The sequence below is a fragment of the Terrisporobacter petrolearius genome, from assembly GCF_020748185.1.
GTDB lineage: Bacteria > Bacillota > Clostridia > Peptostreptococcales > Peptostreptococcaceae > Terrisporobacter > Terrisporobacter petrolearius.
The window spans coordinates 28,972-40,761 of sequence record NZ_JAHZMO010000004.1; the positions used below are offsets into that span (position 1 = coordinate 28,972).

Consider the following 11,790-nt stretch of genomic DNA (forward strand, 5'->3'; position numbering starts at 1 on the left):
AAGTATTGTTAAAAAGGAGAGAGAAATGATTTCAGATTACTTAACTAAAAAATTCATAATAAATCATGAAAACACGGAAGACGAAAAAACTAGAAATGCCTATGTATATATGGGCAGTATAGTAGGAATTATATGCAATTTAGTATTATCTATTGTTAAAATAAGTGTAGGATTTTTAAGTGGCAGTGTTTCTATTACAGCAGATGGTTTTAATAACTTATCAGATATGGCATCTTCTGTAATAACTATGGTAGGTATTAAACTGGCAAACAGACCAGCAGATAAGGAACATCCTTTTGGTCATGGTAGGATGGAGTATTTATCAGCTTTAGTAGTTGCATTTATGGTTATGCTTGTAGGTGTTCAGTTTATAAAAACATCTGTAGATAGAATCATGAATCCTGTGCCTATAACTTTTGAAATAATACCATTTATTTTATTACTTTTATCATTAATAATAAAGTTTTGGCTTAGCAGATTTAATAAATATGTGGGAGAAAAAATAAATTCATCTGCACTAAAAGCTGCTTCAGTAGATGCTCTTGGAGATGTGTTTACTTCTAGTTGTGTGTTAATATCATTTTTAGCTGCGAAATTTACCACATTACCAATAGATGGTTATGTAGGTTTAGTTGTTTCAGTAGCCATACTATATGCAGGTTATTCCTTAGTTAAAGAGACAATAAGCCCACTTCTTGGTGAAGCACCAGACGAAGAATTGGTAAAAGGAATTAAGCAAGGAGTTTTATATTATGATAATATAATCGGCGTTCATGATTTAATAATCCATAACTATGGTGTGGGAAAATGTATGGCATCTATTCATGCTGAAATTCCTTCAAATATTGATTTAATAACAATTCATGAGATCATAGATAGTGCGGAGAGGGAAATTTCCCAAAAGCTAAATATATATTTAGTTATACATATGGATCCAATGTGTATTCATGATGATAAAATAAATGCAGTTAAAGAAAAGGTTCAAAATATACTTTTAAAATTTGAAGCTGTTAAATCTATGCATGACTTTAGAATTACTGAAGGAGAAAATAAGATAAACCTTATATTCGATGTTGAAGTTGATGCTCACAATATTAATACAAAGGATAAGGAAGAAGAACTTAGAAATGACTTAATAGAAGAAATTAAGAAGATGGATCCTTTATACAATTGTGTAATAACTATAGATAAATATTTTTAAAAAAATTACTGGGAAAACCCAGTAATTTTTTTATTGCACTCTTATACTTTTAATTGTGCTGTAATCACTATAATAATCTTTTTTATTATTTGTTCGAACAGCTTTTACTTTGTAATAATATGTTTTTTTCTTAGTTAACTTTTTATCTGTATATGTAGTCTTATTTGAATAACCTATATAGTGGTATTTACCATTTTTTGAAGTTGCTCTATATATCTTATATTTAGTTGCTCTGTTAACTTTTTTCCAAGACATATTAACATTTGACTTAGAAGATTTTAGGGTAACAGTAGGTTTATATAATTTTGTTACAACTCTAGCTTTGGAGTAAGGCCCATAATAATACTTATTGTTAACTTTCTTAATTGCTCTAATTTTATAATTATAAATAGTTCCTGAAGCTTTGTTTTTGTCAGTAAAACGAACAAAACTAGATTTTGGATTTTCTTTTACTGTAGCGATTTTATCATATTCTTTTTCTTTAAAATTGTATCTATAAATTGCATAACCATAAGAGCCTCTTACGGGCTTACAAGAGAGAGTTACTTGTGAAGTAGTATAATTTTCTATCTTAAAACTACTAACCGCTTTAGGTACTATTATCTTCTGTTTATTTATAATTTTACTCATATTAGGAATACCATGTCCGTAATATTTATCCCAGCCTTTTTCACCGAAATCATCTGCGCTTGAGATTATTAGTGATTCAACTTTAGCAGGAGTCGTGTTAGGGTTAGCAAGCTTTATTAATGCAGCTATGGCAGAAATATGAGGCGCTGATAAAGAAGTACCATTTTCCTCAGTATAACCTCCCTTATATGAACAAGTTAATATTTCATAACCTGGTGCTGCCACATCAACAGTATTTCCATAGTTTGAAAAATATGCTATTTTATCTGATTGATCGGAAGCTGAAGTAACTATTACAGAATCCATATCTGCTGGGCATGAATAAGACACATTTTCGCTATCATTTCCAGCTGAGGTAACTACAACCACATTATTCTTAAGAGCATATTCTACTGCATCATGTAAAAAAGAATGATGAACCCCACCAAAACTTAAGTTTAATACATCAGCACCATTGTCTACGGCATATCTTATTCCTAGGGCAATATTAGATGTACTACCTTTACCATCACTATTAAAAGTTTTTACCGGTAATATTTTAACATTTAAATTTGGAGTACAATCTACAAGCACACCCGCCATGGCAGTACCGTGTCCATTTAGGTCATTGGGAGTATTATCGTTATCTAAAAAATCCCATCCATTAGATAAAACTCTATTTTTAAGAAAAGGATGACTTACAATGCCGGAGTCAACCACACCTACAGTGATTTCCTTTGACTTATTAGGTAAGGAATTGACATACTTGTCTATTTGAAGACGTTTAACACCCCAAGAATTAAATGAAGTATTTGATAAAGTAGATTCATTAGTATTGTTTGAGTTTTGTGTACTTTCCACTTCTAATTCTATATCAGGCTCAACGTATTTTACATTTACATTTGAATTAAGTTTTTCAAAAGCGTCTTTTGTTGACTCTTCACTATCAAACTGTAAAAAATATAAATTATCAGGACCTGATATAATGTCTTTTGCACCCAAATCACCTAGATTTAAATTATCTATTTTTGATTTCACTATTAAACGTTTGCTAGAATACTTTGAGTTTGAAGGTTGTTTTACTTGATTTTCCTCTATAAGATTTGATAATTCACTGGAAAGATCATCGTAGTTATCTACTTTTTCCGCTTGCGGTGAATCAGCATCTGCTATAGTTGTTGTATTTTTCAGAAAAATAAAAATAAAAGTAAGTATTGAGAAAGTAATTACTATTTTTCTTAACTTATTCATTTGTTCCCCCTAATTTTAAATTTTAAATATATTATACAATAAAATATGTGGAAATAAATAGAATTTTGTCAACAAAAAGGAGTTTACCATATTATTAATATAGCAAACTCCTTTTCCTATTTATAAAGATAATTTAAAAACTATCTTTTTATATCTATAACGTTTTGAACTAAAGCTTTACATCTTCCACATGAAGATCCGGCTTTAGTAGCTTCTGCAACTTTATCAACTGTATCACAACCATTGTTTACTGCATTTACAACATCTTCTAATGACACCTTGTTACATCCACATACTGAAGCTAATATTTCTTCTATAGCTCCTGCACATCTACCACATCCAGTAGCAGCTCCTGTTTTTTCCTTGATTTCTTCTAAAGTTCTTGCACCATCTATCATTGCCATTCTTATATCTATATAAGAAACATTTTTACAATGACATATTATTTTGTTTCCAGCCATAATTATTCCTCCGTTATGCTATATTGTGAATTTTAAAATTCAATATATAAATACTGAATTATTACCTTTTAATATATACCAAATATTATTAGGTGTTAAACAATTTTTTATAAATACAAGTTACATTTTACATTATTATGGGACGAAAGCAAAGTCATTTTGACCTTTATAATTCCTACTGCTACAATTAAATTAATATATTACAAAAGAAGTCATTTAACAAGGAATTATATAAAGAAAGGATGATTGTATTATGGAAGAAAGCTTTCATAAATCGGGATGTTTGATTTGTGGAGAATCAGTTATTATTCTAGAAAAAGAAGCTACACATACCTGTTCAATTTGTAATAAACATTTTATCTCATCAACTATTTGTATCCAAGGTCATTATGTTTGTGATGATTGCCACACTAATACTAATGAATTCGTTGAATTATTACTTAATTCCAAAGAAACAAATCCAACTATACTGTTCTCTCAAATAGAAAATTTAAAATCTGTAAATATGAATGGACCAGAACATCATAGTATTATTCCATGCGTTTTGTTGACTGCATTTAAAAACAGTGGAGGCAAGATTGATCTATTATCAGGGATTGAAACTGCTTTGCAAAGAGGTAAACAAGCTCCCGGTGGTATTTGTGGTTTTTGGGGGACTTGTGGTGCAGCCGTTGGTGCTGGAATTTATGGTAGCATAGTTACTAATTCTTCGCCCCTTAACAGTATGTCATGGCACAAGCCACAGAAACTAGTATCAAGAACCATAAATAAAATAGCACAAGAAAATGCAGTTAGGTGCTGTAAAAGAACTTCTCGTCATGCAATTCTAGAGGCAATTGAATGGACTAAAGAATATATGGGTACCGAACTTGGGAAAAGTGATTTTTTATGTACCTTATCTCACTACAATAAAGAGTGCATTCATGAAAATTGTCCATTTTATAATGAACAAGGAGATTAATTATGAGTAGATATAAATTTGCTAATTATGACATAGATTCTGTTGAATTAAAATGCCTTGTCGTAAGTCAGGGCTTAAAAATAGATAAGAAAGTATATAAAAAATTTAGTTCTACTAATAGAATTAATACAAATGCATTAACGTGTAATTGTTTCAAGTTACCAAATGATACAATAGTTATGGCAACAGATTTAGGTTTTCATTTATCTACTTTATCTTCTATGTTTTCTTGGGATAATATTAAACTTTTTAAGTATATGAATGATATGAAAACAGACTTTATATATAACCCCGCCAGACAAAACTCATGTTATTGATAACTATTTTGAACTTGGTGCTAGTAGAATAGCCTGCAGTCTGGAAGTGTGGGATGACCAAATTGCATCTTCTATAACACCTGGAAAAAGAGAAATAACAACAAAAGAAAGACATTTGGATGCACTTACATATATTGCGGAAAAATACGGTCCTAATAAAGCTTTTTCAAACTTTATTATAGGACTAGAACCTATAGAAACTTTAAGAGAGGGAGCTAATTACCTTGCAGAAAGAGGAATTATACCATCAGCTTCCATATGGATGCCCTTTGGCAAACCTGTTAATGGATCTATGAAAACCCCTAATGTTGAATATTTTAGAGCTGTTAAGGAAATGCTCGGTGAGATTTATGTCAAATATAATCTTAATCCTGCAGGTAGTTGCGGATTTAATGTTTGCATAGAAAGATATATAAAAAAATAGGTTGAAGAAAAATAAGTTTTTTTGTTTAATAAAACTGAATATTTCGAATATAGATATTGATATTTACAATTATTCATTTTCTGATATAATTACATTAATAAAAAACTCGGACATACAAGGAATGCCGGGAATAATATCATAATGAAGGAAAAATGAATGGAAAAATGTCATAATAAATGAATATGATTTATTTAAGCTTGCAATTTATTAAATGATTAATATTATGACTATGAAAATTCTAATTAAAAATGGAGGCTAAAATGGAGACTACAAAGAAAAAATTCAACTTAACAACTAAAATTTTTATAGCATTAATATTAGGTGCAGTATTTGGGATAATTCTACATTATTTTGTACCGGCAAGTACTTTTAGAGATAAGATCTTAATAGATGGAGTATTCTATATAATAGGGAATGGTTTTTTAAGATTAATGCAAATGCTTGTTGTTCCTTTAGTATTTTGCTCTTTAATATGTGGAGCATCAGCTATTGGTGATACAAAAACCTTGGGAAAAGTAGGCATTAAAACTATGGGATTTTACTTAATAACTACTGCTCTTGCTATAACAGTTGCTTTGTCTGTAGCAAAGGTTATTAACCCAGGAATAGGACTTGATATATCAGCTATAGAACAAACAAAAACTACTATAGGAGAAACTGCAAGTTTTGCTGATACTTTATTAGATATAATACCTAAAAACCCTATACAAGGTTTAGCAGAAGGAAATATGCTTCAAATAATTTTATTTGCCATATTAATTGGTATAATACTTGCAAAATTAGGTAAGAAAGCATATGTGGTATCTAAATTTTTTGCACAATTTAACGATGTAATGATGGAAATGACAATGATAGTTATGAAGGTTGCTCCAATAGGTGTTTTTTGCTTAATATCTAAAACATTTGCAAACATAGGATTTGATGCTTTTGTACCAATGTTAAAATATATGTTTAGTGTGTTCTTTGCTTTAGGTTTACAATGTTTTGTTGTTTATATGTCAATGTTTAAAGGATTTACAGGATTAAATCCAATTAAATTTATAAAGAAATTTGCACCAGTTATGGGATTTGCATTTTCTACAGCAACATCAAACGCGACAATACCAATGTCAATTGATACTTTAGAGAAAAAAGTTGGAGTAAATAAGAAAATATCTTCATTTACTATACCTCTAGGAGCTACTATAAACATGGATGGTACAGCAATTATGCAGGGTGTGGCTGTTGTATTCGTAGCTCAAGCATTCCATGTGGATTTAACATTTGTTGATTATTTAACTGTTATTGCAACAGCTACATTGGCATCAATAGGTACAGCAGGAGTTCCAGGTGTTGGTTTAATCACTCTTTCTATGGTGTTTAACTCAGTAGGACTTCCAGTAGAAGGTATAGCATTAATTATGGGAATAGATAGAATACTTGATATGACTAGAACTGCTGTAAACATAACAGGAGATGCTGTTTGTACTGCTATAGTTGCTCATCAAAATGGAGATTTAGATAGAAAAGTATTTGAAAGTTATGAAGAAGAAGAGCAAGCAGCCCTTGCTTAGACATAAAACAGAATATAATTTATAATACAGAAGGGTGTATCAATTTTGATACACCCTTTATATATAAAGATACAATTTATTTATTTAGAAAGTAGCCCTAAACAAAATGAGTTCTTGACTCTCACTACCCTAAGGCCTATTGATAGCATCTATGGTTGAATTTTATATTAAATAAATATCCACCGTTGATAAATAAATTGTAGCTTATTAAATATTATGCAAATTTATTATTATATATACTCTAAATAAATAAAAATAAATTGATTTGGAATTATAAATATATAAATGAAATAGTTAAATATTCCTAAGTAAATCTTATTTTTATAGTATTATATATTATAGAGATATTTAAAATCCATATGTAAAGAAATATGTAATACGAAAGGAATATGATAATGAGTATGTATATAAAAATTATTGGTTATTTGGGGATGATCATTTTTATAGTACTAAATATAGTGGGTCGCTTAATTGATATAAGCGACGTGGTTTACGTTATTGTAATGATTATGTCATTAATAATGTTTATACCCCTTTGCGTACAAGAAGTGTTGTCTTTGAAGAATAGATAAATCACTGATTATAATATGATAAGACTAAGCTTTAGACATAAATAAAGATTTATGCTGTGAAGGAGAGTTGTGGTTTATTGGTGAAATAGATGTAAAATAAGCCTATATCTTAATGAAGATATAGGCTTATTTTTGTCATAAATCATTAATTTACTTAATCTTAATTTTCTGGTCAATAAGAAAATATATGATCATTGATGGAAAAACGATAAATGATATGTATTCGCTAGGTATTATATTAAATAATAGTAACAAACCAAGGGTTACAATCAAAATACCACTGCCTAAATCTACAAATAAATTTATTTTTTCGGTTTTTCCTTTATAGTATTCTACTGATGTAAAAATAATAATTATTATTCCTAAAACTATGGATATCATACCAGGTGATTTCATAAATATTATATTCCTCCCATTCTTACTAAAATTCTTTTAATTTCATTATTCCCTATTGTAGAAATTTTTCTTACAAATTATTAGGAATTATGAGTCATAAAAAATTATACTACTTTCTTTATTATAGAAGTGTTAAAAATTTTTAGCATAATAAAATTTTCGATTTTTCACTGTGCTACAATTAGGATAAGTCACATAAAAGTATGGAGGAGTATATGAAGAAATTTATAAAAAAACTAATGATAGTACTACTTGTGATTACAGTAATATTAACAAGTGTTTTTTATAAAAATATAAGAATAAAGGTTTACATAAAAGAAAATAACTCATTTGATTTGATAAATATAAATAATTATGAAGTATTTCTTTCTGGTGAAACCCACACCATGACCAAAAGTGATAAATTTAAAAAAGGATTTTTTACATACTTAAATAAAAAAGCTGGAGTTAATAACATAATAGAAGAGGCAGGTTTTTGTAATGTACTTTTATTAAATGAATATATACAAAGTGGGAATGAAGATTATTTAAGATCTTTTATGAAGCAACTAAAAGGTACAATGGCCTATACTAAAGAAAAATATGAATTTTATAAGTGGTTATATAAATATAACTTAGAATTAGATGAAGACTCTAAAATAAATGTGTATGGTGTTGATGTGGAACATGACTTATTGGCTGCTGTAAAAGGTATAAAAACTTTAATAGATAAAAATAAACCTGTGCCAAAATCTCTTCAAGGGGCAATTTACCTTCTAAAAGAAGAAAATACAAAGGCTACTAAATATTTAAAAATTGCCTATGAAGAAGATAAAAAATCATGTAAAGAATATTTTGGGGATAAATTTATATATTTTGAAAATGGAATAAAGAACTTGTATCAACTTGGAGGAGGAAAAGATATGCGTGATAAGGTAATGATGAAAAACTTTTCATTTTTATATTCACTAAAAAAAGGAGAAAAATTCTTTGGACAATTTGGAAGTGAACATATATATCAAGATTACATGAACAGCGATTTTCTTACTATGGAAGAGGTAAGGTTTGGCACATTACTAAATAGTAAATCATCTCCAGTAAAAAATAAAGTTTATTCTTTGCTATGTGTTTATGAAAATAAAGAAGGCAATTTTCCATCAAAGAATTTTTTCAATTATTATTATTTTAATAATATTAAATCTGATAAATTTATTGAACTTTCAGGGGGAAAAAGTCCTTTTTATAATAAGGAATATCTATTTAATGGAAGTAAGGAAAATAAAGTTACTTGTGATTATATACAAGGATTGATGATACTTAGAAATTCTAAAAAAACACAAGTATATGGAAACTAATACGTTTTTAGGGGGAATATATGAATATTAATTTTAAAGATATAGATAAATCAAATTATAATACTTGTATAAATCTAAAGGTAGGAGACCATCAAAAGAGCTATGTTGCAAGTAATGCCATTTCTCTTGTACAAGCTTTTTATGAAGAAGAGTTATATCCTATTGGGATTTATAATGATGAGGAAATGGTAGGATTTATATTATATGATTATGACAAAGAGCTAGAGGGATGGTCATTTTCTCGATTTATGATAGATATTAATCACCAAAACAAAGGTTATGGATCAAAAGCTTTGGAAAAGTTTTTAGAGTTTTTTCATAATAAATATCCAAAGGAAAATTTATATACAAGTGTGGAAATAGACAACGAAGTAGCCATGAAGCTTTATGAGAAATACGGCTTTAATAAAAAAGATTCCTTTGAATATAAAATTGGAAACACTGTTTATAAAGAATTTAGAATGTTGAAGGAATGGTTATAGTTTATTTTACATGATGACTAAAGGAGGATTAATTTGAACAATACTTTTAATAAATCAATTACAGAAATAATAAAAAATAGACATTCAGTAAGAACTTACAAAGATGTAGAATTATCAAATGACATTATAGAAAAAATAGAAACTTACTTAAAAGAAATTAATAATAGTGAAGGAATATTTGGTGGAAAAATAAGAGTTAATTTAATTGAAAAAGATGACAATGACAAAGAGACTAAGCTAGGAACATATGGAGTTATAAAAGGTGCAAGATATTATTTAGTAGTAGCTTATGACAAAAGGGAAATGGGACTTTATGATTTAGGGTACTTATTTGAACAAGTTGTATTATACTGTACTTCTTTAAATTTAGGAACTGTGTGGTTAGGAGGAACTTTTAATAAGGGTAAATTTGTAAAAGCCATAGATTTGAAAAGCAATGAAGCCCTACCAATAGTATCTCCAGTAGGTATTGAAGCTGAAAAGAAAACTTTTATCGCAAAAGTATTTGGTACTAATACAAATAAAAGAAAAGCATTTAATGAAATATTTTTTAAGAATAATTTTGATAGGCCACTTACTTATGAAGAAGCAGGGGATTTTGGTGAAGTTTTGGAAAATGTAAGATTAGCTCCATCTGCTGTTAACAAACAACCTTGGAGAATTGTAAAGGAAAATAATAATTTCCATATATACAATGAAGGTAAAATAGAAATGAGCAAAATTGATATGGGTATTGCACTATGTCATTTTCATTTAAGTGCTAAAGAAAAGGGGTTTAAAGGTGAGTTTAAAGTTTTTAATGAGAAAGAAAGTGATAAATTTAAATACTTAATATCTTGGATAGGATAAATATAATAAGAATTAAAAAATTGTTTTGAAGTTATTAAGGGGGACTAACAGGAATGAAAAATAGTGATTTCATTTCAATCTCAAAAGTAACATATTTACAAATAAATTTTTAAGCATGTTAGGGGGAGAGACAAAATGATAAGAAAAAAAAGTAAAAATCCTATTGAAATCTATAAAAACAGAAAGAAAAACTATGGCTGGGAAGTAAAAAATGAAGATAGTGAATACTTAATATTTGAAAAAGAAGAACCAAATGGAAAGTACTTTCAAACTTTTATGAAAGACGAATTATCTTTTAGCTCTATATTTGTTATAATATATCTACTTTTTATTCAAAATATCCATTATGAGTACAACGTAGACTTTTACTATACAGTAACAAGTTACTGAGGAATTTTTATGTTATGTTTTGCTAATTTATTTATTATAATATTTTTAATAATATGCATTGGAGAAATATATTATTTATTTAAACATAGAGTTAGTATGCAGGGGGATAAAAGTGAGTATATAATACCAATAAATCTAGTAAAAAGAAAAATGAAGTATGAAAAAGTAGGATCAATTACTTTATTATCTTTATTTATTATAGGATTAACAATCACAATAGGGGCCAATGTTTTATTAAAAGACAAGGTGCCAAATGTTAACATAAATTTAAAATTAACAGAGTTAAATGATAAAATTGAAGGTGAAATTGATAATTCCTTAGATGTAAGAAAAACAATATTTGCAGAAGATATTTATTTTAAGCAGATTGTTTACCATACTATTGACAAAAAATACTATACTGATCGACTAATAAAAGGTCGCTTGGATATAGAGTATTTTTTCAGTGACAATAAGTGGATTTTAAATAAAAGTTTTGAAAGTATTTATAATGACTTAAGTGATTACAGTTTATATAAAGAAGATAATAATTCAAAAGAACTTAAAAATTGGGGTGCAAAGAAACTATTTATAGGCGAATACAAGGAACGTATTATTTTGTATGAAGATAAGGTATTAGTCATAGATGGAGATTTTGATTATACAAAGAAAAATATAGATAAAATATTAAAAACTTGTAGTGAATTGAAAAAGTAAAGATGGCTAGGTAGTATACCATTTCAACAAAATACAAGAAAATAATTTGAAATCTAAAAAAGTATAAATTAATTAAAAGCTACTTCAAATAGGAGAATAGTGGTAATAACTTAAATTTTTAAAGTTATTGCCACTATTTTTTTCATTATTATGTCTAAAATAGAAATTGACTATTATAAAAGGTATTAATATAAAATAGTGTGAAAATTTTGATTAATTTTAAAAGTATTGCGAAAACGTTTTTTTGTACTACAATTATCAAGGAATGTATTTTTTTGTTATGGCATATAAGGT

Annotated in this window: 13 protein-coding genes; 10 read left to right on the plus strand and 3 right to left on the minus strand. The window is 27.8% G+C overall.

Annotation, left to right across the window (positions count from 1 at the left end; genetic code table 11):
- The first annotated feature begins 25 nt into the window (after positions 1-25).
- Entirely contained in the window at positions 26-1,201 is a 1,176-nt protein-coding gene (locus K0040_RS03655) for a cation diffusion facilitator family transporter (protein ID WP_228107595.1), read from the plus strand.
- Between the two features lie 30 nt (positions 1,202-1,231).
- Here K0040_RS03655 and K0040_RS03660 read toward each other — a convergent pair whose 3' ends face one another.
- Positions 1,232-3,061 (minus strand): S8 family peptidase, encoded by a 1,830-nt coding sequence (locus tag K0040_RS03660; protein ID WP_228107596.1) that lies wholly within the window; start codon positions 3,059-3,061, stop codon positions 1,232-1,234.
- Between the two features lie 140 nt (positions 3,062-3,201).
- Positions 3,202-3,522, minus strand: a complete 321-nt coding sequence (locus K0040_RS03665; RefSeq protein WP_228107597.1) for a (2Fe-2S)-binding protein — start codon at positions 3,520-3,522, stop codon at positions 3,202-3,204.
- A 253-nt stretch (positions 3,523-3,775) separates the two neighbouring features.
- Here K0040_RS03665 and K0040_RS03670 point away from each other — a divergent pair, with 253 nt between their 5' ends.
- The 4 genes from K0040_RS03670 to K0040_RS03685 all read left to right on the plus strand — a co-directional run bounded on the left by K0040_RS03670 (position 3,776) and on the right by K0040_RS03685 (position 6,777).
- Positions 3,776-4,483 (plus strand): DUF5714 domain-containing protein, encoded by a 708-nt coding sequence (locus K0040_RS03670; protein WP_228107598.1) that lies wholly within the window; start codon positions 3,776-3,778, stop codon positions 4,481-4,483.
- Between the two features lie 2 nt (positions 4,484-4,485).
- Positions 4,486-4,800: a hypothetical protein gene (locus K0040_RS03675; protein WP_228107599.1), complete on the plus strand. Its 315-nt coding sequence runs from the start codon at positions 4,486-4,488 to the stop codon at positions 4,798-4,800.
- A 46-nt stretch (positions 4,801-4,846) separates the two neighbouring features.
- Complete coding sequence (locus K0040_RS03680) at positions 4,847-5,224, plus strand: hypothetical protein (RefSeq protein ID WP_228107600.1); 378 nt, start codon at positions 4,847-4,849, stop codon at positions 5,222-5,224.
- Between the two features lie 260 nt (positions 5,225-5,484).
- Positions 5,485-6,777: a dicarboxylate/amino acid:cation symporter gene (locus tag K0040_RS03685; protein WP_228107601.1), complete on the plus strand. Its 1,293-nt coding sequence runs from the start codon at positions 5,485-5,487 to the stop codon at positions 6,775-6,777.
- Between the two features lie 722 nt (positions 6,778-7,499).
- On the opposite strand, the gene K0040_RS03690 is transcribed toward K0040_RS03685, so the two are convergent.
- Positions 7,500-7,745: a hypothetical protein gene (locus K0040_RS03690; RefSeq protein WP_228107602.1), complete on the minus strand. Its 246-nt coding sequence runs from the start codon at positions 7,743-7,745 to the stop codon at positions 7,500-7,502.
- A gap of 215 nt (positions 7,746-7,960) precedes the next feature.
- Between K0040_RS03690 and K0040_RS03695 the strand changes: the two genes are divergently transcribed.
- The 5 genes from K0040_RS03695 to K0040_RS03715 all read left to right on the plus strand — a co-directional run bounded on the left by K0040_RS03695 (position 7,961) and on the right by K0040_RS03715 (position 11,496).
- The gene (locus K0040_RS03695) at positions 7,961-9,079 is read left to right on the plus strand and encodes an erythromycin esterase family protein (RefSeq protein WP_228107603.1); all 1,119 of its coding nucleotides are present in this window, start codon (positions 7,961-7,963) and stop codon (positions 9,077-9,079) included.
- 20 nt (positions 9,080-9,099) lie between these two features.
- On the plus strand, positions 9,100-9,561 hold the full coding sequence (locus K0040_RS03700) for a GNAT family N-acetyltransferase (protein WP_228107604.1): 462 nt from the start codon (positions 9,100-9,102) through the stop codon (positions 9,559-9,561).
- A 33-nt stretch (positions 9,562-9,594) separates the two neighbouring features.
- Positions 9,595-10,410 carry a nitroreductase family protein gene (locus tag K0040_RS03705; RefSeq protein ID WP_228107605.1) on the plus strand — a complete coding sequence of 272 codons (816 nt, stop codon included), beginning with the start codon at positions 9,595-9,597 and terminating at the stop codon, positions 10,408-10,410.
- A 135-nt stretch (positions 10,411-10,545) separates the two neighbouring features.
- The gene (locus K0040_RS03710) at positions 10,546-10,800 is read left to right on the plus strand and encodes a hypothetical protein (RefSeq protein WP_228107606.1); all 255 of its coding nucleotides are present in this window, start codon (positions 10,546-10,548) and stop codon (positions 10,798-10,800) included.
- A gap of 96 nt (positions 10,801-10,896) precedes the next feature.
- Positions 10,897-11,496 (plus strand): hypothetical protein, encoded by a 600-nt coding sequence (locus K0040_RS03715; RefSeq protein ID WP_228107607.1) that lies wholly within the window; start codon positions 10,897-10,899, stop codon positions 11,494-11,496.
- The last annotated feature ends 294 nt before the right edge of the window (positions 11,497-11,790 follow it).

What these genes read in the sequence shown, in the direction of transcription:
- K0040_RS03695 (WP_228107603.1), top strand. Translation starts at nt 7,961, where the DNA reads ATGAAGAAATTTATAAAAAAACTAATGATAGTACTACTTGTGATTACA.
- K0040_RS03675 (WP_228107599.1), top strand. Translation starts at nt 4,486, where the DNA reads ATGAGTAGATATAAATTTGCTAATTATGACATAGATTCTGTTGAATTA.
- K0040_RS03710 (WP_228107606.1), top strand. Translation starts at nt 10,546, where the DNA reads ATGATAAGAAAAAAAAGTAAAAATCCTATTGAAATCTATAAAAACAGA.
- K0040_RS03715 (WP_228107607.1), top strand. Translation starts at nt 10,897, where the DNA reads ATGCAGGGGGATAAAAGTGAGTATATAATACCAATAAATCTAGTAAAA.
- K0040_RS03665 (WP_228107597.1), bottom strand. Translation starts at nt 3,522, where the DNA reads ATGGCTGGAAACAAAATAATATGTCATTGTAAAAATGTTTCTTATATA.
- K0040_RS03660 (WP_228107596.1), bottom strand. Translation starts at nt 3,061, where the DNA reads ATGAATAAGTTAAGAAAAATAGTAATTACTTTCTCAATACTTACTTTT.
- K0040_RS03690 (WP_228107602.1), bottom strand. Translation starts at nt 7,745, where the DNA reads ATGAAATCACCTGGTATGATATCCATAGTTTTAGGAATAATAATTATT.
- K0040_RS03670 (WP_228107598.1), top strand. Translation starts at nt 3,776, where the DNA reads ATGGAAGAAAGCTTTCATAAATCGGGATGTTTGATTTGTGGAGAATCA.
- K0040_RS03685 (WP_228107601.1), top strand. Translation starts at nt 5,485, where the DNA reads ATGGAGACTACAAAGAAAAAATTCAACTTAACAACTAAAATTTTTATA.
- K0040_RS03655 (WP_228107595.1), top strand. Translation starts at nt 26, where the DNA reads ATGATTTCAGATTACTTAACTAAAAAATTCATAATAAATCATGAAAAC.
- K0040_RS03700 (WP_228107604.1), top strand. Translation starts at nt 9,100, where the DNA reads ATGAATATTAATTTTAAAGATATAGATAAATCAAATTATAATACTTGT.